The organism is Mycobacterium helveticum (genome assembly GCF_007714205.1).
GTDB lineage: Bacteria > Actinomycetota > Actinomycetes > Mycobacteriales > Mycobacteriaceae > Mycobacterium > Mycobacterium helveticum.
Genome location: NZ_VMQU01000091.1, coordinates 1 through 22496 on the forward strand (window position 1 = coordinate 1; position 22496 = coordinate 22496).

18 protein-coding genes are annotated in these 22496 nt (G+C 71.1%); 15 read left to right on the forward strand and 3 right to left on the reverse strand.

Going from position 1 to position 22496, the window contains the following annotated elements; all coding sequences use genetic code 11:
- The 5 genes from FPZ47_RS19050 to FPZ47_RS19070 form a co-directional block, all read left to right on the forward strand.
- Window positions 1–369, forward strand: a 369-nt coding sequence (locus FPZ47_RS19050; protein ID WP_145039537.1) for a phosphopantetheine-binding protein, incomplete at its 5' end; no start/stop codon positions are given.
- A gap of 1 nt (window position 370) precedes the next feature.
- Window positions 371–4975, forward strand: a complete 4605-nt coding sequence (locus FPZ47_RS19055) for a non-ribosomal peptide synthetase (RefSeq protein WP_144953946.1) — start codon at window positions 371–373, stop codon at window positions 4973–4975.
- A complete protein-coding gene (locus tag FPZ47_RS19060; protein WP_144953943.1) occupies window positions 4968–8468 on the forward strand; it encodes a non-ribosomal peptide synthetase in 3501 nt (1166 codons plus the stop codon). Before FPZ47_RS19055 ends, FPZ47_RS19060 begins: the two co-directional genes overlap by 8 nt.
- A gap of 184 nt (window positions 8469–8652) precedes the next feature.
- Window positions 8653–9177, forward strand: coding sequence for an MTB12 family secreted protein (locus FPZ47_RS19065; protein WP_144953940.1), 525 nt, complete (start codon window positions 8653–8655; stop codon window positions 9175–9177).
- A gap of 31 nt (window positions 9178–9208) precedes the next feature.
- Complete coding sequence (locus FPZ47_RS19070; protein WP_144953938.1) at window positions 9209–9727, forward strand: MTB12 family secreted protein; 519 nt, start codon at window positions 9209–9211, stop codon at window positions 9725–9727.
- A 13-nt stretch (window positions 9728–9740) separates the two neighbouring features.
- On the opposite strand, the gene FPZ47_RS19075 is transcribed toward FPZ47_RS19070, so the two are convergent.
- Window positions 9741–10040, reverse strand: coding sequence for a type II toxin-antitoxin system VapB family antitoxin (locus FPZ47_RS19075; protein WP_144953935.1), 300 nt, complete (start codon window positions 10038–10040; stop codon window positions 9741–9743).
- A gap of 174 nt (window positions 10041–10214) precedes the next feature.
- Between FPZ47_RS19075 and hrcA the strand changes: the two genes are divergently transcribed.
- The 5 genes from hrcA to ybeY all read left to right on the forward strand — a co-directional run bounded on the left by hrcA (window position 10215) and on the right by ybeY (window position 15025).
- The gene (hrcA, locus tag FPZ47_RS19080) at window positions 10215–11246 is read left to right on the forward strand and encodes a heat-inducible transcriptional repressor HrcA (RefSeq protein ID WP_144953932.1); all 1032 of its coding nucleotides are present in this window, start codon (window positions 10215–10217) and stop codon (window positions 11244–11246) included.
- 67 nt (window positions 11247–11313) lie between these two features.
- On the forward strand, window positions 11314–12468 hold the full coding sequence (dnaJ, locus tag FPZ47_RS19085; protein ID WP_144953929.1) for a molecular chaperone DnaJ: 1155 nt from the start codon (window positions 11314–11316) through the stop codon (window positions 12466–12468).
- A 27-nt stretch (window positions 12469–12495) separates the two neighbouring features.
- On the forward strand, window positions 12496–13293 hold the full coding sequence (locus FPZ47_RS19090; RefSeq protein WP_144953926.1) for a 16S rRNA (uracil(1498)-N(3))-methyltransferase: 798 nt from the start codon (window positions 12496–12498) through the stop codon (window positions 13291–13293).
- 132 nt (window positions 13294–13425) lie between these two features.
- The gene (locus tag FPZ47_RS19095) at window positions 13426–14484 is read left to right on the forward strand and encodes a PhoH family protein (RefSeq protein ID WP_144953922.1); all 1059 of its coding nucleotides are present in this window, start codon (window positions 13426–13428) and stop codon (window positions 14482–14484) included.
- A 7-nt stretch (window positions 14485–14491) separates the two neighbouring features.
- Complete coding sequence (gene ybeY / locus FPZ47_RS19100) at window positions 14492–15025, forward strand: rRNA maturation RNase YbeY (protein ID WP_144953919.1); 534 nt, start codon at window positions 14492–14494, stop codon at window positions 15023–15025.
- Window positions 15026–15041: 16 nt separating this feature from the next.
- Here the strand turns inward: ybeY and FPZ47_RS19105 are convergent, their stop codons facing one another.
- Window positions 15042–16205, reverse strand: a complete 1164-nt coding sequence (locus FPZ47_RS19105; RefSeq protein WP_168209502.1) for a cytochrome P450 — start codon at window positions 16203–16205, stop codon at window positions 15042–15044.
- A gap of 223 nt (window positions 16206–16428) precedes the next feature.
- Between FPZ47_RS19105 and FPZ47_RS19110 the strand changes: the two genes are divergently transcribed.
- Together FPZ47_RS19110 and era are read left to right on the forward strand one after the other, a co-directional pair.
- Window positions 16429–17721, forward strand: coding sequence for a hemolysin family protein (locus FPZ47_RS19110; RefSeq protein WP_144953913.1), 1293 nt, complete (start codon window positions 16429–16431; stop codon window positions 17719–17721).
- 72 nt (window positions 17722–17793) lie between these two features.
- Window positions 17794–18693 carry a GTPase Era gene (era, locus tag FPZ47_RS19115; protein ID WP_144953910.1) on the forward strand — a complete coding sequence of 300 codons (900 nt, stop codon included), beginning with the start codon at window positions 17794–17796 and terminating at the stop codon, window positions 18691–18693.
- A 64-nt stretch (window positions 18694–18757) separates the two neighbouring features.
- Here era and FPZ47_RS19120 read toward each other — a convergent pair whose 3' ends face one another.
- Window positions 18758–20242 (reverse strand): amidase, encoded by a 1485-nt coding sequence (locus FPZ47_RS19120; RefSeq protein WP_144953907.1) that lies wholly within the window; start codon window positions 20240–20242, stop codon window positions 18758–18760.
- A gap of 61 nt (window positions 20243–20303) precedes the next feature.
- Between FPZ47_RS19120 and recO the strand changes: the two genes are divergently transcribed.
- From recO to FPZ47_RS19135, 3 genes are read left to right on the forward strand one after another with little or no spacing between them, the layout of a single operon-like run.
- The gene (recO, locus tag FPZ47_RS19125; protein ID WP_144953904.1) at window positions 20304–21101 is read left to right on the forward strand and encodes a DNA repair protein RecO; all 798 of its coding nucleotides are present in this window, start codon (window positions 20304–20306) and stop codon (window positions 21099–21101) included.
- The gene (locus FPZ47_RS19130; RefSeq protein ID WP_144953901.1) at window positions 21094–21987 is read left to right on the forward strand and encodes a decaprenyl diphosphate synthase; all 894 of its coding nucleotides are present in this window, start codon (window positions 21094–21096) and stop codon (window positions 21985–21987) included. The genes recO and FPZ47_RS19130 overlap by 8 nt, the downstream gene beginning before the upstream one ends.
- Window positions 21987–22415 carry a hypothetical protein gene (locus FPZ47_RS19135; RefSeq protein ID WP_144953898.1) on the forward strand — a complete coding sequence of 143 codons (429 nt, stop codon included), beginning with the start codon at window positions 21987–21989 and terminating at the stop codon, window positions 22413–22415. Before FPZ47_RS19130 ends, FPZ47_RS19135 begins: the two co-directional genes overlap by 1 nt.
- Window positions 22416–22496 lie beyond the last annotated feature (81 nt).

Consider the following 22496-nt stretch of genomic DNA (forward strand, 5'->3'; position numbering starts at 1 on the left):
GCGCGGCCGTCGCGGCCGCCGGCCGGCGGTTCCGCGCACACCGAACGGGCGCTGACGGCCCTGCTGGAGGAGCTGCTGGAGATCACCGGCGTCGAGCGCGAGGACAACTTCTTCGCCGTCGGCGGCGACAGCATCGTCGCCGTGCAGCTGGCGGGCCGGGCCACCGCGCAGGGGCTGCCGCTGACCCCGGCGATGGTGTTCGAGCACATGAGCATCGCCGAGCTGGCCGCCGCCGTGGACGCGGCCGCCGATCAGCCTGCCCCCGAGCGGGACTCGGCGCCGGAGCCGCCGTCGGCGCCGATGAGCGCGTCCGGCCTGGACCCCGCCGCGCTGGCGGAGCTCACCGCCTCCTGGCTCAGGGAGTCCTGAGGTGGCGGCTCCCCGGCAGGCCCCGCCGCAGGTCGAGGACGTCCTCGCCCTGAGCCCCCTACAGGAAGGGCTGTTCGCGCTGTACCGGCTCGCCGAGGACGGCGTCGACCTGTACACCATGCAACTGCGGGTCGACATCGACGGGCCCGTCGATGTCGAGCTGCTGCGCCGCAGCGCCGCCGCGATGCTGGACCGGCACCCCAACCTGCGCGCCGCGTTCTGGGACCGCGGCGTCGAGAAGCCCGTGCAGATCGTGCCCGCCCATGCGGAGCTGCCGTGGACCGAACGCGCCGCCGTGCCAACCGAATTCGATGCCATCGCACGATCGGAGCGGCGCCGCCCGTTCGACCTGGGCCGGGGGCCGGCCCTGCGCGTCGTAGTACTCCGCGTGCCCGGCGAGTCCAGGCGCCGGCTGATCTTCACCGCCCACCACATCCTGATGGACGGCTGGGCGCTCGGGGTGTTCTTCACCGAGATGCTCGCCGTGTACCGGGCGGGCGGTTCGGCCGACGGGCTGGCGCCGCCGCGCCCCTACCGCGACTACATCGCGTGGCTGTCCCGCCAGGACCGGGCCGCGGCGATGTCACGATGGAACGACTACCTTTCCGCCGCGTCGGCGCCGCTCATGGTCGCCGACGGCACCGCCGTCGGGCGCGCCGGTGTGCCGGGCACCGCGGAGCTGCTGCTGCCCGCGGCCGATACGGCCAGGCTGCGGAACTGGGCGGGGCGCAACGGGCTCACGCTGAACACCGCGGTGCTCTTCGCGTGGGCGGTCGTGCTGAGCAGGCTCACCGACCGTCGCGACGTCGTCTTCGGCACCGTCGTGTCCGGCCGTCCCGAGCAGCTGGCCGGCGTCGAGGGCATGGTCGGTCTGTTCATCAACACCGTGCCCGTCGTGCACCGGTTCGGCGGGACCGCCACGGTGGCCGCCCAGTGCGCGCGACTGCAGCGCGAGACGTCGGCGCTGCGCGACATCGGGTACCTCAGCCTGTCGGAGATCCAGCGCGCGCACGGGCGCGGCGCGCTGTTCGACAGCCTGTTCGTGTTCGAGAACGCGCCCGTCGAAGACGCCATCCGCGCCGTCACCACGCCCGACGGGGCCCGCTTCCGCCCGGTCGAGATGGAAAGCCTGACGCACTACCCGCTGACCGTGGTCGCGCACCTGCGCGGCGACGCGCTGGTGGTGCTCGTCGAGGCGATCGGCGAAGCGCTGCCGCATCTTCGGCCCGACCAGACGTGCGCGAGGCTGCTGGGCGTGCTGCGCCGGCTGCCGGACGTCGGCGACGTAACCCCCGACGCGCTCGACGTCCTCACCGCCGCCGAGCGCGCCGAATCCGCCGGTCTTGCCACGCGGTCGGTGCCCGCGCCGCACGCCACGGTGTGGGAGGCGTTCGCGCGGCAGGCGCGCCTGACCCCGGACGCGGAGGCGCTGAGCACGGGAAGCGGTGAGCGGTACACCTACGCCGAACTGCACGCGCGGGCCTGCCGGCTGGCCGCCGACCTGGCCGCGCGCGGCGTCGGGCCGGAAACCGTTGTCGCGCTGGTGCTGCCGCGATCGGCGCGGTCCATCGTCGCCATCCTGGGCGTCCTCGCCGCCGGCGGCGCCTACCTGCCGGTCGATATCACGCTCCCGCAGGCCCGCATCGACACCATGCTGGCGCAGGCGGATCCGGTCCTCGCCGTCACCACGTCCGGCTGCGAACGGCTGGTCGGCGCGGGCACGGCCACGCTGGTCATCGACGACCCCGCCACCGCCCGGCGCATCGCGCGGTCACCCGCCGTCGCGCCGGCGGTGCAACGCCATCCCGGGCAGTGCGCCTACGTCATCTTCACCTCCGGCTCGACCGGGGAACCCAAGGGCGTGCTGGGCACCAACGGCGCGGTGCTCAGCTATTTCGCCGACCACCGCGAACGCGTCTACCGGCCGGCCGTGGCGCGGCTGGGCCGTCCACTGCGCATCGCGCACGCCTGGTCGCTGAGCTTCGACGCGTCCTGGCAGCCCCTGGTCGGCCTGCTCGACGGCCACGCCGTGCACCTGTTCGACGCCGAGGAGATGCGCGACGCCGACCGGCTGGTGGCGGGCATGGCCACCCATCGGGTCGACATGATCGACACGACCCCCTCGATGCTCGGACAGCTGCGCGCCGCCGGGCTGCTGACGCACGGCCTGCCGGTCCTGGCCCTGGGCGGCGAGGCGATCGACAGCGCGCTGTGGGAGCAGTTGCGCGCCTTGCCCGCGGCCGGGGTGTGTGGCGCGGTCTACAACTGCTACGGGCCCACCGAGGTGACCGTCGAGGCGCTCGTGGCCGCGGTGGGTGACTACCCGGCGCCGACGATCGGCACCCCGAACGCCGCAATGTTCGCCTACGTCCTGGATTCCGGCCTGCGCATGGTGCCCCACGGCGTGGTCGGCGAACTGTATCTGGGTGGCGCGCAGCTCGCCCGCGGCTACCTCGGCCGGCCGGCGCTGACCGCCGCGCGGTTCGTCGCGGACCCGTTCCGTCCCGGCCGGCGCATGTACCGGACCGGCGACCTGGTGCGGCGCCTGCCGCACGGCGGGTACGCCTACCTGGGCCGTGCCGACACCCAGGTGAAGATCCGCGGCTACCGGGTCGAGATCGGGGAGATCGAGGCAGCGCTGCGCGGCCACCCCACGGTCGGTGACGCGGCGGTGTCCGTCGTGCGAGGCGAAAGCTCCACCGCCATGGTCGGTTTCGTCGTATGGGAGAACGCCGCTGACGGCGACCCGGGCACGGTGCGCACCGCGCTCACCGAGCGGCTGCCGTCCTACATGGTTCCGGCGCGCGTCGTGGCGCTGCCGCGGCTGCCGGTGAACGGCAACGGCAAGCTGGATCGGCACGCGCTGGACCGGCTGGCCGAGCGCGCGCTGTCGCCGGCGGGCGGCGGGGCGGTGGCCGCCACCGAGACCGAACGGTCGCTGTGCGAGGTGTTCGAGGAGCAGTTCAACGGGGTGGTGCCCCACCTCGACGACGACTTCTTCCTGTTCGGTCTGGACAGCATCGTGGCGATCTCGCTGGTGCACAAGGCGCAACGGCGCGGGCTGACGCTGCGCCCCCGGATGGTGTTCGCCGCGCCGACGATCCGCCAGCTCGCGGCCGCGATCGACGCGGCGGCCGCGCCGGCCGCGGCCGCGCGCGACGCCCCGGCGCCGGGTGCGCAGTACGGCGAGGTGTTGCCGTTGCCGATGGTGTCGTGGCTCTACGAGCACGGCAACTACCGCCGGTTCACCCACACCGTCCTGCTGCGGCTTCCGCCGGGCATCGACCGCGCGTCGATCGAGTCGATGCTGCAGTCGCTGCTCGACGGCCACGACACCCTGCGCTCGGTACTTGTCGGCACCGCCGCGGGTCCGCGCCTGGTCACCCGCGAGCCCGGCGCCGTCCGCGCCGCCGAGCTGCTGCGCCGGGTGCGGCTCGCCGAACCCACCGACGCCGCACTGGTTTCGGCGATCGCGGCCTCCGCCCGGGCGGTGCTGGACGAGATCGATCCCCGCGCCGGGGCAATGGTGCGCGCCGTCTGGTATTCCGGTGCGCGGCAATCGGACGTGCTGCTGCTCACCGCGCATCACCTGACGGTGGACGTGGTGTCCTGGCACATCATGCTGGGCGACCTGGTCGAGGCCTGGCGCTGCGTGCGCGCCGGGACGGCACCGACGATGCTGCCGGAGTTCACCTCCTACCGGCGCTGGTGCGACCTGATGTGGCAACGGGCCGCCGCGCCGGAGGTGCGCGACCAGCTCGCGTATTGGCTCGAGCAGGTCCGCGGGGCCGATCCGCCGTTGGGGGCCCGGCGGGTCGACCCCGCCCGGGACACCTGGTCCACGCTGCGGGTGACCCGGGTCGCGGTCGACGCCGAGGTCACCGCGCGTTTGCTGGCCGCGGTCACCAGAGACGAAGGCGTGCGCGAATTTCTCTTGACCGCAACGGCCATGGCGATCGCCGGGTGGCGCCGCGAACGCGGGCAGGACCCGGCCGCCGGCACGCTCGTCGCGCTCGAGGGCCACGGGCGCGCCGACGGCGTGCTCGACACCGACACGACCAACACCGTGGGGTGGTTCACGAACGCCTACCCGGCGCGCCTGGGGGTGGGATTCGCGGCGGTCGACGTCGAAGGGGCCGAGCGGGACCCGCGCGCGGCCGGGGTGTTGCTCGACGCGGTGGTGGCCCACCTCGGCGCGGTCCCGCACGGCGGCTTGGACTTCGGGCTGCTGCGTTACGTCGGGGGCGTGCCCGAGCTGCAGGCCGCCGCGGAGCCACAGATCCAGTTCAGCTATCTGGGCCGGCTCGACCTCGGCGTCACCGAGGAGCCGTGGTCGCTGCTCGCCGGATCCTACATCGACGCGCTCCCCGATGATCCCGAGCCCGACCTGCCGCTGCGTTTCGCCCTGAACCTGAGCGGCTTCGTGGCGATGACGCCGGAGGGCGTCCAACTGATCAGCAACTGGCGTTGGAGCGACGCAGTGTTCGCGCCCGCCGACATCGACCGCCTGACGCAGCTGTGGCGGCGCGCGATCGCCGCGCTGGCCGCCGACCTGGATCGACCGCACGAAAGGGGCCGGAGTGACGGCGAGGCAACGCATGAGTGACGGCGCCGAGCGGGTGAGCAAAGACGAGATCAGGGTCACCGTCGCCGCGCAACTGGGGTGCCCGGCGACCGAGATCGCCGACGACGCCAACCTGATCCAGTTGGGCCTGAACTCGATCCGCATCATGGCCCTGGCCGGCGGCTGGCGAAAACGCGGCGCGGGCATCACCTTCGCCCAGCTCGCCGACGCGCCGACGGTCGAAGCCTGGCACGCCCTGCTCGGCGCGGAGCCGGGCGCAGGCGCGGCCGGGACCGAACCCGCCGAACCCGCCGCCGGGCCTGCGGGCGAGGACGCGCCGTTCCCGCTGGCCACCATGCAGCACGCCTACTGGATCGGCCGCTCCGACGAGCAGGAGCTCGGCGGTGTCGCGGCCCACCTCTACGTCGAATTCAACTGTGAGGCAATAGATCCCGAGCGCCTGGAGAGTGCGGTCAACGCTCTGGTCGCCAACCATCCGATGCTGCGCACCCGGTTTTTGCCGGACGGCACCCAACAGACGATGCCCGCGCCGGGCAGGCCGGTCTTCGCCGTGGTCGACCTCCGCGGACAAAGCCCCGACGCCGTCCGATCCGGGCTGGCGGAGCTGCGTGACCGCAAAACCCATCAGCGGCTGGCGATCGAGGACGCCCAGGTGCTCGACGTCACGCTGAGCCGGTACGACCCGAATCGCGGCCGGCTGCATCTCGACGTCGACATGCTGGCGGCCGACGCGATGAGCTACCGCGTGCTGGTGGCCGAGCTGGCCGAGACGTACACCGGGGCGACGCTGCGGCCGCCCGGCTACAGCTACCGGCGCTACCGCACGCAACGCCGCGTCGACGCCGCCGCGCGAGCCCGGGACCGCCAGTGGTGGCAGCAGCGGTTGGGCGAGCTGCCCGGTGCGCCCGAACTGCCGACCGTTCCGGTCGGGGAGCGCGGGACACCGCACCGCACCGTGCGGCACCACCACTGGCTGGCCCCCGAGGCCAAGCAGCGGCTGATCGCCGGGGCCCACGCCCGCGGGATCACGCCGGCGATGGCGTTGGCGGCGGTGTTCGCCGACACCGTCGGCGGTTGGTCGGCGCAGTCGCGCTTTCTGCTCAACGTGCCGTTGTTCCAACGCGAGCCGGTCCACCCCGACATCGCGCGGGTGGTCGGGGACTTCACCTCCTCGGTCCTGCTCGAGGTCGACGTCACCGCCAACGTCTCGGTGACCGAGCGGGCCCGGGCCATCCAGCACAGCATGTACGAAAGCGGTTCGCACTCGGCCTATTCCGGGCTCGAGGTGCTGCGTGACCTCGGTCGCCACCGCGGGGAGCCGGTGCTGGCACCGGTCGTGTTCACCAGCGCGCTCGACCTCGGCGAGCTGTTCTCGCCAACCGTGACCGAGACCTTCGGCGACCCGGTGTGGATCGTCTCGCAGGGGCCGCAGGTGTTGCTGGACGCCCAGATCACCGAGCTGGGCGGTGGGTTGCTCGTGAACTGGGACGTGCGCGAGTCGGCGTTCCCGCACGGCCTCATCGACGCCATGTTCGCCGCATTCACCGGTGCGGTCCGGCGGCTGGCGGACGGCGACGCGGGCTGGGAGGCGGAGGCGGCGGTGCGCCTGCCCAGCGCCCAGGCCCGGGTCCGTGCGGCCGTCAACGCGACCGACGGCCCGGTCAGCGGGCGCTGCCTGCACCAGGGCTTCTTCGAGCACGCCGCGGCGAACCCGGACGCGCCGGCCGTGGTCTGGGGCTTACCCGATGCAGAAGGTGGCACCGAGGGTGCGTGGAGCTACGGGGAGCTCGTCCGGCGCGCGCTCGCGGTCGCCGGGGCGCTGCGCGCGGCCGGGGTGGGGCGGGGTGACGCGGTCGCCGTTCAACTGCCCAAGGGGCCCGACCAGATCCCGGCCGTGCTGGGGGTGCTCGCCGCGGGGGGCGTCTACGTGCCGATCGGGTTCGACCAGCCGGACGGGCGGCGCGCCAAGATCCTTCGGGCCGCCGACATCGTCGCGGCGCTGACCACCGAGGGCGCCAGCATGGGTCCGTCGGTTCCGTGCCTGCCCATCGCTGCGGCGCAACGGTTTTCGCCGCCGCTGGCGGCGCCGGTCTTCCCCGGCACCGATGAGCTCGCGTACGTGATCTTCACGTCCGGCTCCACCGGCCTGCCCAAAGGGGTCGACATCAGGCACGCCGGGGCGATGAACACCATCGACGCCCTCAACGACTGGTTCGGCATCGGCACCGAGGATCGAGTCCTGGGATTGGCCGCCCTGGAGTTCGACCTGTCGGTCTACGACATCTTCGGCCTGCTGTCGGCGGGCGGGGTGATCGTGGCCCTGGATCCCGGACAGCGGGCCGCGCCGACCACCTGGGTGGAACTGATTCGCCGCCATCGGGTTTCGGTGCTGAGCTGCGTGCCGAGCTGGCTGGACATGATCTTGGAGCTGGGCGGGGACCGGCTGGGCGACTCGTTGCGGGTCGCCATGGTGTGCGGCGACTGGGTGGGCGCGGACCTGGCCCGCCGGCTCGCCGAGCAGGTGCCGGGCGCCCGGTTCGCCGGGCTGGGCGGTGCGACCGAGACATCGGTCCACGGCACCGTGTGTGAGGTGCTCGGCGAACCACCGGCGCACTGGGCGACGGTGCCGTTCGGGGTGCCGATGCGCAACGTGCGCTGCCGGGTCGCATCGCCGACGGGGCGCGACTGTCCGGACTGGGTTCCCGGCGAACTGTGGTTCAGCGGCCCCAACCTCGCCGCGGGATACCGCAACGACCCCGAACGTACCGCCGAGCGTTTTGTCGACCACGAAGGGATGCGCTGGTACCGCACCGGAGACCTGGCGAGATACTGGCCTGACGGCACGATCGAGTTCCTGGGCCGGGCCGACCATCAGGTGCAGATCCGCGGGTATCGCGTCGAACTCGGCGAGGTGGAAAGCGCGCTTCGCAGCGCGCCGGGGGTGCGCCATGCCGTCGCGGCCGTCGTCGGCGCCGCCGCGCCCAAGCTCGTCGCCGCGGTCGCGGGGGAATCGGTCGGCGACATCGCCGCGACGGTGGCGGAGTTGTTGCCGCACTACATGATTCCCGTCCGGATCAAGGTGCTGGAGCGAATCCCGTTGACCCCCAACGGCAAGGTGGACCGCACCGCGGTGGCCGCCCTGCTCGACGAGCAGGGCTACGAGGGGGACGACAGGGCCCCGCGCAACGACGTCGAGGCGGCCCTGGCCCGGATCGTCACCGAGGTGCTGGGCGTGGCAGCCGCGGGTGTGCACGACGATTTCTTCGCGCTGGGCGGCGACTCGGTGCTGGCGACGACCGCGATCGCCCGGATCCGCGACTGGCTGGACGTCGAGCACGCCATGGTCGCCGACCTGTTCGCCGCCCGCACCGTCGCGCGCCTGGCCGAGCGGCTGGACGCGCGGGAGTCGCAACGCGGCACGCCGGGCCGGCTCGCCGTGATCGCCCGCCACTATCTCGACGTGGCCGCGATGACCGACGAGGAGATCCTGGCCCTCGACCGGCCGCGCGCGTGACACCCGCCGAACGGTTCTCATCCGCTACACAGGTTGAGCACAGCTGCGCCTGCGTCCGCATGGGTACCGTCGCGATAACGAAACGAATCGTCACTGGGAAAACAGCCGCCACAGAGGGCACAATGGCACCACTGGGGCACCATTGATCACCGCAGGCGGCACACACCGAGGGGGAGACCCGAGCATGAAGACCTTCACATCCATCGCCACCGGCGCGGCGGCCCTGGGGGCGTTGGGCGCCGCAGCGGTCGGCGTGACGTCCGTCGCGTCCGTTCCGGCTGCCGGCCCGGCCCGGGTGCAGCTGGCCGCGGTCGGTGCGCCCCTGCCGCAGGACCCCCCGGCCCCGGCCCAGGGCGCGAACGTCCCGTCCGCCGCGCAGCTGACCGACGTGCTGAACAGCCTGGCCGACCCGAACGTGCCGTTCGCCGACAAGGGCAACCTGGTCCAGGGCGGGATCAGCGGGCTCGAGGCCCACGTCGCCGACAAGAAGCTGAAGAAGGCCGCCAAGAACGGTGACCTGCCCCTGTCGTTCAACGTGACCAACATCCAGCCGTCCGCGCCGGGCTCGGCCACCGCCGACGTGGCGGTATCGGGCCCCAAGCTGGCCGCGCCGGTCAGCCAGAGCATCACCTTCGTCAACCAGGGCGGCTGGGTGCTGTCCCGTTCCTCGGCGATGGAGTTGCTGCAGGCCGCCGGCCAGTCGTCCTGACGTCACGTTCGGCTCTATCGAAGGGAACACCGTGAAACGGGTAGCAACGGCAGCGGTTCTGGCTGTCATCGGCGGCGCACTCGCGGGCGCGGCGTCCCTTGCGCCGCCGGCCGGCCACGTTCAGATCCAGCTGGCGGCGGTGGGGACACCCCGGACACCGCTGCCGCAGAATCCCCCGCCCCCGGCGCCGGGGCAGAACCTGCCGAGCGCGGCGCAGTTGTCGAACCTGTGCAACCAGGTCACCGATCCCGGCGTGTCCTACACGACGAAGAACGACCTGGTCGAGAACGGCATCAGCCCGGACGAGGGCCACGTCGCCGACCACGACCTGCGCAAGGCCTACCGGCACGGGAACTTCCCGGAGACGTTCACGGTGACGAACATCGCACCGGCCGGGCCGAACATGGCCCAGGCCGACGTGGCCATTGCCGGTCCCAAGTTCGCCGGTCCGGTCACCAAGCACCTCGCGTTCGTCAACCAGAATGGCAACTGGATCCTGCAGCACGATGCCGCGATCGCGCTGCTGCAGGCGGCGACGGCGACGGACTGACCGGTTAGCGCGCTCAGCGCAGGTCCATGTCGAACACCCGGGCGTGCAGCACCGTGCGGTTGCGCAGCGCGGCGCGCACCGCGCGGTGCAGGCCGTCCTCGAGGTAGGTGATCCCCTTCCACCGGACGGCGTGCGGGAAAAGGTCGCCGTAAAAGGTGGAGTCCTCGGAAAGCAGCCGGTCGAGCGCGAGCACCGTCGTCGTGGTGACCAATTCGTCCAACCGGATCTGCTGCGGCGGTATCCGGGACCAGTCTTTGTACGACAGCCCGTGCTCGGGATAGGGCTTGCCTTCCCGCACGCCTTTGAAGATCATGGGTCGACCATCGTTTCCGGCCCCATCGCATCGCCGGGGCCCGACCGATTCATGCTGGATAGGCTAGCCGGAAAAGCCCTTCCCGGCGTCGACGCACTCCGCTGCTGCCGGTCAGCACCTGTCCGGGGCCCGTAAAATGAAGCCGGTCAGTTGGTGTCAGGGAGGTGACAAACGATGGGTAGTGCCGACGAACGTCGCCTTGAGGTGCTGCGGGCCATCGTCGCCGACTTCGTCGCCACCAAGGAACCGATCGGTTCCAAGTCCCTGGTCGAGCGGCACAACCTGGGGGTGTCGTCGGCGACGATCCGCAACGACATGGCGGTGCTGGAGGCCGAGGGCTACATCGTGCAGCCCCACACCAGCTCGGGCCGGGTGCCCACCGAGAAGGGCTACCGCGAGTTCGTCGACCGGATCGAGGACGTCAAGCCGCTGTCGTCCGCCGAGCGGCGCGCGATCCAGGGCTTTCTCGAGTCCGGTGTGGACCTCGACGACGTGCTGCGCCGTGCGGTGCGGCTGCTGGCGCAGCTGACCCGCCAGGTGGCCGTGGTGCAGTACCCGACGCTGTCGTCGTCGACCGTGCGCCACCTCGAGGTGATCGCGCTGACCCCGGCCCGGCTGCTGATGGTGGTGATCACCGACTCCGGCCGGGTGGACCAGCGCATCGTCGAGCTCGGCGACGTCATCGACGACCACCAGCTTGCTCAGTTGCGGGACATGCTCGGCCAGGCGCTGATCGGCAAGAAGCTGTCGGTGGCCTCGGTCGCGGTGGCCGACCTCGCCGGGCAGCTGTGCGGCCCCGACGGCCTTAGCGACGCCGTCGGCCGCTCGGCGACGGTGCTGCTGGAGTCGCTGGTCGAGCACACCGAGGAGCGCCTGCTGATGGGTGGCACCGCCAACCTGACCCGCAACGCCGCGGATTTCGGCGGCTCGCTGCGCTCCATCCTCGAGGCGCTCGAGGAGCAGGTCGTGGTGCTCAAGCTGCTGGCGGCCCAGCAGGAGGCCGGCAAGGTCACCGTGCGCATCGGTCACGAGACGGCCGTCGAGCAGATCATGGGCACCTCGGTGGTGACCACCGCCTACGGCACCTCCGACACCGTCTACGGCGGAATGGGTGTGCTGGGGCCCACCCGGATGGATTATCCGGGAACTATTGCCAGCGTTGCTGCGGTTGCTCTCTACATCGGCGAAGTGCTTGGTGCCCGGTGACCGCGCACCTGCATAATGCTCAGGCCTGCGCAGGCGCGGCGAAAAACCAGATATAGGAGACTCAAGCGTGGCACGCGACTATTACGGGCTGCTCGGTGTGAGCAGGAACGCCAGCGATGCGGACATCAAACGCGCCTATCGCAAGTTGGCGCGCGAATTGCATCCCGACGTCAATCCCGACGATGCCGCGCAGGCGAAATTCCAGGAAATCAGCGCCGTCTACGAGGTGCTGAGCGACCCGGAGAAACGCCGGATCGTCGACATGGGCGGGGACCCGCTGGAAAACGCGGCGCCGGGTGCCGGGGGTTTCGGCGGCTTCGGCAACCTCGGCGACGTCTTCGAGGCCTTCTTCGGCGGCGGCTTCAACGGTGGCGGGTCCTCGCGGGGCCCGATCGGCCGGGTCCGGCCCGGTTCGGACTCGCTGCTGCGGATGCGCCTCGATCTCGAGGAGTGCGCCACCGGCGTCACCAAACAGGTCACCGTCGACACCGCGGTGCTGTGCGACCGCTGCCAGGGCAAGGGCACCAACGGCGATTCCGCTCCGGTCCCGTGCGACACCTGCGGCGGTCGCGGGGAGGTGCAGACGGTGCAGCGTTCGCTGCTGGGCCAGGTGATGACGTCTCGGCCCTGTCCCACCTGCCGCGGGGTCGGTGTGGTGATCCCCGACCCGTGCCACCAGTGCATGGGCGACGGCAGGGTGCGGGCGCGCCGGGAGATCAGCGTCAAGATTCCCGCCGGCGTCGGCGAAGGCATGCGGGTGCGTCTCGCCGCGCAGGGTGAGGTCGGTCCCGGCGGTGGGCCGGCCGGCGACCTATACGTCGAGGTGCACGAGCAGGCCCACGACATCTTCGTCCGGGAGGGCGACGACCTGCACTGCACGGTCTCGGTGCCGATGGTGGACGCGGCGCTGGGCGCCACGGTCACCGTGGACGCCATTCTGGACGGCATGAGCGAGATCATGATCCCGCCCGGCACGCAGCCGGGGACGATCATCACGCTGCGTGGCCACGGGATGCCGCACCTGCGTTCGGGCGTCCGCGGCAACCTGCTCGTCCATGTCGAGGTGGTGGTGCCCACCCGGCTGGACCACCAGGACACCGAACTGCTGCGCGAGCTCAAGAACCGCCGCAGCCGGGACGTGGCCGAGGTCCGCTCGTCGCACCACGCCGGTAACGGCGGCGGGCTGTTCAACCGGCTGCGCGAGACCTTCACCGGTCGCTAGCCGGCAGTCGTCGGGGTCCGTCCGGAGATGGTGGCGACGCTGTTCTACGTCGACGCGCTGCCCGCTGCCGGCGGGCTGGCCGTCGTCGACGGCGACGAGGGATTCCACGCCGCGACCGTGCGCCGGATCCGGCCCGGCGAGCAACTGGTGCTCGGCGACGGCGCCGGGGGCCTGGCCCGCTGCGAGGTCGAGCACGCGGGCCGCGACGGGCTGCGCGCGCGGGTGCTGGGCCGGTGGAGCGTCGCGCCCGGGCGGCCCCGCGTCACCGTCGTGCAGGCGCTGCCCAAGTCCGAACGCTCGGAACTGGCGATCGAGCTGGCCACCGAAGCCGGCGCCGACGCCTTCGTCGCCTGGCAGGCGGACCGCTGCGTGGCCACCTGGACGGGCGCCCGGGTCGACAAGGGCCTGCGGCGCTGGCGCGCCGTCGCCCGCTCGGCGGCCCGGCAGTCGCGTCGCGCGCACATCCCGCCGGTCGAGGGCGTGCTGTCCACCGCGGCGCTCACCCGGCGGGTCAGCGACGAGGTGTCCGCCGGGGCGATCGTGCTGGCTCTGCACGAATCTGCAGCCGGGCGGTTCGCCGATGTCCTCGCAGATCACACCGTCGCACAAGCAGATTCGGTGCTCCTCGTGGTCGGCCCGGAGGGCGGGATCGCGCCCGGGGAGATCGCCGCGCTCACCGTCGTCGGCGCGGTGGCGGCCCGCCTGGGTCCGCAGGTGTTGCGGACGTCGACGGCGGCCGCGGTGGCGCTGGGCGCGCTGGGCGTGCTCACCCCGCGATGGGACCCGGACGCCGAGTGTGCGTCCGGCGACGCGACACGCCGCTGATGCGTCGCGTGTGCACGGCCGGCGGCAGACCGCGCCGCAACTGCGCGCTTGGGAGGGGGTCTTGACCGGCGGTAGACTGGCGACCTGGAACGTGACCCCGGCAAACACCAGAAGGCAGGCATCGGAAACCACGTGACGCCCCGCGAGACCAGCGCCGATGACGCACCCGGAGTTCCGAAGGCTGCCGCTCAGGTCGGTAGCAGCATCGACATCCCGCCCGATCTCATCGTGGGCCTGTTGGGCTCGGCCGACGAGAACCTGCGCGCTCTCGAACGCACGCTCGACGCGAGCCTGCATGTGCGCGGCAACGCCGTCTCCCTGTCCGGCGACCCGGGCGACGTCGCGCTCGCCGAGCGGGTGATCTCCGAACTGGTCGCCATCGTGGCCGGCGGCCAGCCGTTGACGCCGGAGGTGGTGCGCCACAGCGTCGCCATGCTGGTGGGCGCCGGCAACGAGTCACCCGCCGAGGTGCTCACCCTGGACATCCTGTCGCGGCGCGGCAAGACGATCCGGCCCAAGACGCTGAACCAGAAGCGCTACGTGGACGCCATCGACGCCAACACCATCGTCTTCGGGGTCGGCCCCGCCGGCACGGGCAAGACGTACCTGGCCATGGCCAAGGCCGTCCGGGCCCTGCAGACCAAACAGGTGACCCGCATCATCCTGACCCGGCCCGCGGTGGAAGCCGGTGAGCGCCTTGGCTTTCTGCCGGGCACGCTGAGCGAGAAGATCGACCCCTATCTGCGGCCGCTCTACGACGCGCTCTACGACATGATGGACCCCGAGCTGATCCCGAAGCTGATGTCGGCCGGGGTCATCGAGGTCGCCCCGCTGGCGTACATGCGCGGCCGGACCCTGAACGAAGCGTTCATCGTCCTCGACGAGGCGCAGAACACCACCGCCGAGCAGATGAAGATGTTCCTCACCCGGCTCGGGTTCGGCTCCAAGATCGTCGTCACCGGCGACATCACCCAGATCGACCTGCCCGGCGGCGCCAGGTCCGGCCTGCGATCGGCGATGGAGATCCTCGACAGCGTCGACGACATCCACGTCACGGAGCTGACGAGCGCGGATGTGGTACGGCACCGGCTGGTTTCGGAGATCGTGGACGCCTACGCGAGGTTCGAGGAGCCCGGCCTGACGATGAATCGGGCGGCTCGCCGGTCATCGGGTTCGCGCGGTCGCCGATAGTGGTCCCATGAGCATCGAAGTCTCCAACGAGTCCGGCATCGACGTCTCCGAAGCGGAACTGGTCAGCGTCGCGCGGTTCGTCCTGGCGAACATGGACGTCAACCCCGGCGCCGAACTGTCGATGGTGCTGCTGGACACCGCCGCCATGGCCGACCTGCACATGCGGTGGATGGACCTGCCCGGCCCGACCGACGTCATGAGCTTCCCGATGGACGAGCTCGAGCCCGGCGGCCGCCCCGACGCCCCCGAGCCGGGGCCGGCCATGCTCGGCGACATCGTGCTGTGCCCGGAATTCGCCGCCGAGCAGGCCGCGGCGGCCGGCCACAGTCTCGGCCACGAGCTGGCGTTGCTGACCATCCACGGCGTGCTGCATCTGCTCGGCTACGACCACGGCGAGCCGGACGAGGAGAAGGAGATGTTCGCCCTTCAGGACCGCTTGCTCGAAGAGTGGGTCGCCGAGCAGGTCGAGGCGTACCGGCACGACGTGCAGGGCGAGCGTGATCGCCGGTTGCTGGACAAGTCGAGGTATTTCGACAACTGAGCCGGCCGGCCGCGGCTCAGGGGGGTGGGCTCCACCGCAGCGGCAGACTGCTCGGCATGACCGCGCCGCCCGGGGTGAATGTGAAAGCCGGCGTGAAGTCGGGCTCCAACTCGAAATCCTTGACGGCATTCAGGAATTCGGTGATGATCACGGTCAGTTCCATGCGGGCCAGGGCTTTACCCAGGCAGCGATGGACGCCCGCCGCGAAGCTCCGGTGCCGCTTGGGCCGGATTTCGCCGTCGTCGGTCAGGGTCACCGACGACCCGTCGCCGGCCTCCAGATTCGTCGTCGCCAGGCACAGGACCACCACCGAGCCCGCCGGTATCGTGACGCCGGCGAGCGTCACCTGGCGTGCGGTGAAGCGCCCGATGAACGGGAACGGCGTCTCGAGCCGCAGCAGCTCTTCGATGAACGCCCCGATCTGATCGGGGTTGTCGCGCAGCGAGCGACGAAGCCGCCGGTCGCGGGCCAGTTGCAGCAGCGCCGACCCGATGGCTGCCTGGATGGCGTCCTGGGCGGAGCACAGCAGGGCGTAGAACCCGATCGCCTCGTTCTCGGTGAGCGGGTCGGCGCCGGTGAGCAGCCGCGAAGCAAGCGCCGGCCGCGCCTCGCCCGTGATGGCCTCGACGAGGTAGGCGAACAGCCCGGAGGCGTGGGGTGACCCGGGCGTATCCCAGTTGACGTCCTCCGCCCATGCGGCCAGCTTGTCCCGGTCGCCCGGCGGAAGACCGCACAGCGCAGTCAACACGCCGAAGGGGAACGGCACGGCGACGTCGGCGATCGCGTCGCACCCACCACGGGGTACCAGGGCGTCGATGAGCACCGAGGCCTGCTCCCGGAGCGCGGGCAGCAGCGCATCCACCGCGCGCGGGGTGAAGTAGGGCTGCAGGATCCGGCGGAAGCGCGAGTGCTCGGGCGGATCGTAGGCAAGCGGGACCGGGGTCGGCAGCGTTTTCATCCCGGCGCCGGGCAGCGGGAGCGGCTGCCTGCGTGAGGTGAAGGTGGCGTAGTCGCCCAGCGCCGCGAGCACGTCTTCGCGGCGGGTGACCAGGTAGTAGCCGCCCATGCCGACGAACACAGCCTCGGACTGAAGCGCGCGCCAGTAGTCCTTCGGGTCGGCCGCGATCACGGTCCGATCCGCGTCGGCGAACGGCGGCAGCGGTGGGGGGACGTCGCTCACCTGACCCACCGCCGCCCGGGGGGTGGCCGACTGCGCACGGACCCAGATCGTAGAGCAGAATTCTTGGGTGTTGCTGGCAAGTTCTTGGGTGTTCCCGCCAGTTTCCGGAGCCGGTCCAGGCGCCCCGCGCGGGCGTTGCGCGTCGGGGCGACCGGGGCGGCGGGGCGGTATGTCAAAATGTCCGCATGGCGGGAAGTTTGCCGGACATTGCGGCCGTCGACCTTTGACCGGACTGAATGAGTTGCTCGGCGCGATCGCGCTGATCGTCCTGGGCGGGCTCTTTGCGGCGATCGATGCGGCCATCGGCACGGTGTCGCCGGCCCGCGTTCAGGAGTTGGTGCGCGAAGAACTGCCCGGCGCGGTGGCGTTGTCCCGGGTGATGGCCGAGCGGCCGCGCTACATCAACCTGATCGTGCTGCTGCGGACCGCCTGCGAGATCACCGCGACCGCGCTGCTGGTGGTGTTCTTCCGGCACGCCCTGAGCCTGGACGGGGGATTGTTCGTCGCCGCGACCATCATGGTGGTGGTCAGCTTCGTCGTCATCGGCGTGGGTCCGCGCACGCTCGGGCGCCAGCACGCGTACTCCATCTCGTTGGCGACGGCCGTTCCGCTGCAGGTGATCTCGTGGTTGCTGATGCCGATCAGCCGGTTGCTGGTCGTGCTGGGCAACGCGCTGACACCGGGCCGCGGCCTGCGCAACGGCCCGTTCGCGTCCGAGATCGAGCTGCGCGAGGTCGTCGACCTGGCCCAGCAGCGCGGCATCGTCGCCGCCGACGAGCGCCGGATGATCCAGTCGGTGTTCGAACTGGGCGACACCCCCGCCCGCGAGGTGATGGTGCCGCGCACCGAGATGATCTGGATCGAAAGCGACAAATTGGCCGGCCAGGCGATCAACCTGGCCGTCCGCAGCGGCCATTCCCGGATCCCGGTGATCGGCGAGAACGTCGACGACATCGTGGGTGTCGTGTACCTGAAAGACCTTGTCCAGCATACGTTGTTAGCGGACGACGGCGGTCGGGACACCACCGTGGCGCAGGTGATGCGCCCGGCGGTGTTCGTGCCGGACTCCAAGCCGCTGGACGCGCTGCTGCGGGACATGCAGCGCGACCGCAACCACATGGCCCTGCTGGTCGACGAGTACGGGGCGATAGCGGGCCTGGTCAGCATCGAGGACGTGCTGGAGGAAATCGTCGGGGAGATCGCCGACGAGTACGACCAGGCCGAGACGGCGCCGATCGAGGATCTGGGCGACCAACGCTTCCGCGTGTCGGCCCGGCTGCCGATCGAAGACGTCGGGGAGTTGTACGGGGTGGAGTTCGACGACGACCTCGACGTCGACACCGTGGGCGGCCTGCTGGCCCTGGAACTGGGCCGGGTGCCGCTGCCGGGCGCCGAGGTCGTGTCGCACGGGCTGCGCCTGCACGCCGAGGGGGGCCTCGACCATCGGGGCCGGGTGCGGATCGGCACCGTCCTGCTCACCCCGGTCGAGTCCGGCGGCTCCAAGGCCGCGTCATGACGCCGAACGTGTACCCACGGTGAGAATTCCCGTCGTATGTCGCCCTGTGTGCACGCTCGGTGAAAGGCTGGCATGACCGAATTCCGCTCCGGCTTCGTGTGTTTGGTGGGCCGGCCCAACACCGGCAAGTCCACGCTGACCAACGCGCTGGTGGGCGCCAAGGTGGCGATCACCTCGAAGCGGCCGCAGACCACCCGGCACACCATCCGCGGCATCGTGCACCGGGAGAACTTCCAGATCATCCTGGTCGACACCCCGGGCCTGCACCGGCCGCGCACCCTGCTGGGCAAGCGGCTCAACGACCTGGTCCGCGACACCTACACCGAAGTCGACGTGATCGGGCTGTGCATCCCGGCCGACGAGGCGATCGGCACGGGTGACCGGTGGATCGTCGACCAGATCCGTGCGGTCGCGCCCCGGACCACCGTCGTCGCGGTCGTCACCAAGATCGACAAGGTGCCCAAGGACCGGCTGGTCGCGCAGCTGGTCGCGGTCAGCGAGCTCGTCGGCGACGCGGCCGAGATCGTGCCGGTGTCGGCGGTCAGCGGTGAGCAGGTCGACGTGCTGATCGACGTCTTGGCCGCGGCCCTGCCGCCGGGCCCGGCGTACTACCCCGACGGCGAGCTGACCGACGAGCCGGAGGAAGTCCTGATGGCCGAGTTCATCCGCGAAGCGGCCCTGGAGGGGGTGCGCGACGAACTGCCGCACTCGCTTGCGGTGGTGATCGACGAGGTCAACCCGCGCGAGGGGCGCGACGACCTGATCGACGTGCATGCCATCCTGTACGTCGAAAGGTCCAGCCAGAAGGGGATCATCATCGGCAGGGGCGGGATCCGGCTGCGGGAAGTGGGCACCGCGGCGCGCACCCAGATCGAAAAGCTGCTGGGCACCAAGGTCTATCTCGACCTGCGGGTCAAGATCGCCAAGAACTGGCAGAGCGACCCCAAACAGCTTGGCCGGCTGGGTTTCTGACGCGTTGTTTGCTCCCGTCCGTGGCGGGTGGGCCCGCCCGCCGACCCCCTCGGCATCGTCGACCTCAACGTGCGCCCCACGGTGCACCGTCCGCGCCGGCGTTCCACCACACCTTCGGCTGCTTGCTCGCCCAGCCGCAGACGGCTTCGAGCTCGGCGGCCAACGAGACCAGCATGGGTTCGCTGTCCGCGGGGCCCATCAGCTGCACCCCGATCGGCAGGCCGTCGGAGGTGAACCCCGCCGGCACGTTGATCGACGGCCAGCCCAGCAGGTTCCACGGCCACGTCACCGGGCAGGCGCGGATCATGGTTCGGTCGAGGCCGTAGCTGCCCAGCCGGTCGAAAGCGTGCACCAGGGGAGGCGGCTGCGCGGTGGTCGGTGCCAGCACCACGTCGACGATGTCGAAGATCGAGCCGACGCGGCGCTGGGCGGCGGCCTCGTGGCGGCGGGCGCTGCGCAGCGTCGCCTGTCCCAGCACGTGCCCGGTGCGCAGGTTGGACAGGGTGCGCGGATCCAGGGTGACGCCGTCGCCCAGGCGCTCCTCCCACTCACGCAGCCCCGCGGTGGACCGGACCAGAAAGTCCCACGACAACCGCAGGCCGTAGTCGGGATTGCCGGGCGTCACGGTGTGGCCGAGCAGTTGGAGTTGCCTGGCCATGACGCGCGTCGCGGCCGCGATCTCCGGATGCAGTTTGGCCCGAAAACCGGTGAACGGGAACCGGGTTGACAGCGCGATGGTCAGCGGGCCGGGGGCTTTCCCGACGTAGTCGGACACCCGGAGCGGGCGCGGCTTGTGCCTGTCGGCCTCGACGTTGCCGGATGCGGCGTCGAGCACCAGGGCCGCATCGGCCACCGTGCGGGCCAGCACACCGTTGACGGTGATGCCGTTGAACGACTCCGGCAGCGGCCAGGTGGAGATGCGGCCCCGCTGCGGCTTGATGCCGACCAGGTGCGTCCACGCGGCCGGGATGCGGACGCTACCGGCGCCGTCGGAGCCGATGGCGGCGGTGACCAGGCCCGCTGCCACCGCGGCCGCGCTGCCGCCCGACGATCCGCCCGGGGTGTGCCGGCGGGACCACGGGTTGCGGGTGTGCCCGAACCCGGGTCCGCTGGTGAACGGCCACTGGCCCAGTTCGCAGGTGTTGGTCTTGCCGACGATCACCGCGCCGGCGGCCTTCAGGCGCCGAACCACCTCGGCGTCCTGGGCGGCGGGGCGGACATAGCCGTCGGTCCCGTACGCGGTGGGCACCCCAGCAACGTCGACGTCGTCCTTGACCGCGATCGGGATGCCGAGCAAGGGGGCGGTGTCGCCGGCGGCCCGGCGACGGTCGGCCTCGGCCGCGTCGGCCAGGGCCGACTCGGTGAGCACCACCCGGAAGGCGTTCAGGGTGGACTGGCTGACGTTGATGGTGTGCAGGGAACGACGCACCAATGTGTCCGACGTCACCGAGCGGCTGGCGAGCTGATAGAGCAGGTCAGTCAGCGTGGGCAGGCGCTGGTTGCCGGAACCGGGAACGGATCCGGAAGCGGACCCAGGAGCGCCAACCACGGGGTACGAGACTATCGGCGCGGATACCCACGATGTCGCGGCGGGGTGCAAAACTGTTGTAATGCGGCTGTATCGAGACCGGGCGGTTGTACTGCGCCAGCACAAGCTCGGCGAAGCCGACCGGATCGTCACCCTGCTGACCCGCGAGCACGGGCTGGTCCGCGCGGTGGCCAAGGGCGTGCGCCGCACCCGCAGCAAATTCGGCGCCCGGCTGGAGCCCTTCGCGCACATCGACGTCCAACTGCACCCGGGCCGGAACCTGGACATCGTCACCCAGGTGGTCTCGATCGACGCGTTCGCCACCGACATCGTCGACGACTACGGTCGCTACACCTGCGGGTGCGCGATGCTGGAAACCGCCGAACGCCTCGCCGGCGAGGAGCGGGCACCCGTCCCGGCCCTGCACCGGCTCACGGTGAGCGCGCTGCGGGCGGTGGCCGACGGGCACCGCCCCCGCGACCTGCTGCTGGACGCCTACTTGCTGCGCGCCATGGGCATCGCCGGATGGGCGCCGGCGCTGACCGAATGCGCCCGCTGCGCCACACCCGGGCCGCACCGGGCGTTTCACATCGCCGCCGGGGGCAGCGTCTGCCCGCACTGCCGCCCGGCCGGTTCCACCACTCCGCCGCCGGGGGTGCTGGACCTGATGTGCGCGTTGCACGACGGTGACTGGGAGGCCGCCCAGGTGGCGCCGCAATCGCACCGCAGCCACGTCAGCGGGCTGGTGGCCGCGCACCTGCAATGGCACCTGGAGCGGCAGCTCAAAACGCTGCCGCTGGTCGAGCGGACGTACCGGGCCGACCGCACGGTGGCCGACCTGCGCGCGGCACTGGCCCGGCAGGACATGGCCTGTGGCTAAGAAGGCCGACCGCAAGCCGACCCCGGTCGAATTCCCGCAGCTGCCGCCCGCGCCCGACGACTACCCGGTCTTTCCCGACACGTCGACGTGGCCGGTCGAATTCCCCGAGTTGCCGCCCGCGCCCGGGGGCGGCCCGCGCAGGCCCCCCCAGCACGTGTCGAAGGCGGCGCCACCGCGCATACCGGCCGACCGCCTGCCCAACCACGTCGCGATCGTGATGGACGGCAACGGCCGCTGGGCGACCCAGCGCGGGCTGCGCCGCACCGAGGGCCACAAGATGGGCGAGGCGGTGGTGATCGACATCGCTTGCGGCGCAATTGAACTCGGAATCAAGTGGCTCAGTCTCTACGCATTCTCCACCGAGAACTGGAAGCGCTCGCCCGAGGAAGTCCGGTTCCTGATGGGTTTCAACCGGGACGTGGTGCGGCGGCGCCGCGAAAGCCTCAACGAGATGGGCGTGCGGATTCGGTGGGTGGGGTCGCGGCCGCGGCTGTGGCGCAGCGTCATCAACGAACTGGCGATCGCCGAGGCGATGACGGACGGCAACGACGTCATCACCGTCAACTACTGCGTCAACTACGGCGGGCGCACCGAAATCGCCGAAGCGGCAAGGGAAATCGCTCGCGAGGCCGCCGCGGGCCGGCTGAACCCGGATCGGGTCACCGAGTCCACGATCGCCCGCCACCTGCAGCGGCCCGACATCCCCGACGTCGACCTGTTCCTGCGCACGTCGGGGGAGCAGCGCTCCAGCAACTTCATGCTGTGGCAGGCGGCCTACGCCGAGTACATCTTTTCCGACAAGCTGTGGCCCGACTACGACCGCCGCGACCTGTGGGCAGCTTGCGCGGAATACGCTTCCCGCAACCGACGATTCGGGAGTGCTTAGTGCCATCTTTGCGGGAGCGTCTGGCGTCCCTCCTCGTCGACGCCGTTTCCGTCGACGAGGAGCCCGACGGCGCGCTGACGATCCGCCACGAAGGCACGATCGCGTCGTTGCGGGTGGTCAACATCGCCGAGGACCTGGACCTGGTGTCGCTCACCCAGGTGCTGGCGTGGGACCTGCCGCTCACCAGGAAGATCGCGGACCAGGTGGCCAGGCAGGCGCGGGACAGCAACTTCGGCAGCGTGACGTTGGTGGAGAAGGTCAACGACAAAGCGGTGCAGCGCAACTCCGGCAAGGGCGTGGCCAAGAGCGCCGACGTGATCATGCGGTACAACTTTCCCGGCGCCGGCCTGACCGACGAGGCCCTGCGCACCCTGGTCCTGCTGGTGTTGGACACCGGCGCCGAGATGGCCCGCCAACTGGCGTCGTGAGCGCGCTAGGCCCGTTTTCCGCATAGTTGGGGGTTTAGGTTTGCGGTTTTGGGTGTTGTTGTGGTGCTGCGTGTTTCGGGC

What these genes read in the sequence shown, in the direction of transcription:
- FPZ47_RS19060 (WP_144953943.1), top strand. Translation starts at nt 4,968, where the DNA reads ATGAGTGACGGCGCCGAGCGGGTGAGCAAAGACGAGATCAGGGTCACC.
- FPZ47_RS19065 (WP_144953940.1), top strand. Translation starts at nt 8,653, where the DNA reads ATGAAGACCTTCACATCCATCGCCACCGGCGCGGCGGCCCTGGGGGCG.
- FPZ47_RS19075 (WP_144953935.1), bottom strand. Translation starts at nt 10,040, where the DNA reads ATGATCTTCAAAGGCGTGCGGGAAGGCAAGCCCTATCCCGAGCACGGG.
- hrcA (WP_144953932.1), top strand. Translation starts at nt 10,215, where the DNA reads ATGGGTAGTGCCGACGAACGTCGCCTTGAGGTGCTGCGGGCCATCGTC.
- FPZ47_RS19090 (WP_144953926.1), top strand. Translation starts at nt 12,496, where the DNA reads ATGGTGGCGACGCTGTTCTACGTCGACGCGCTGCCCGCTGCCGGCGGG.
- ybeY (WP_144953919.1), top strand. Translation starts at nt 14,492, where the DNA reads ATGAGCATCGAAGTCTCCAACGAGTCCGGCATCGACGTCTCCGAAGCG.
- era (WP_144953910.1), top strand. Translation starts at nt 17,794, where the DNA reads ATGACCGAATTCCGCTCCGGCTTCGTGTGTTTGGTGGGCCGGCCCAAC.
- recO (WP_144953904.1), top strand. Translation starts at nt 20,304, where the DNA reads ATGCGGCTGTATCGAGACCGGGCGGTTGTACTGCGCCAGCACAAGCTC.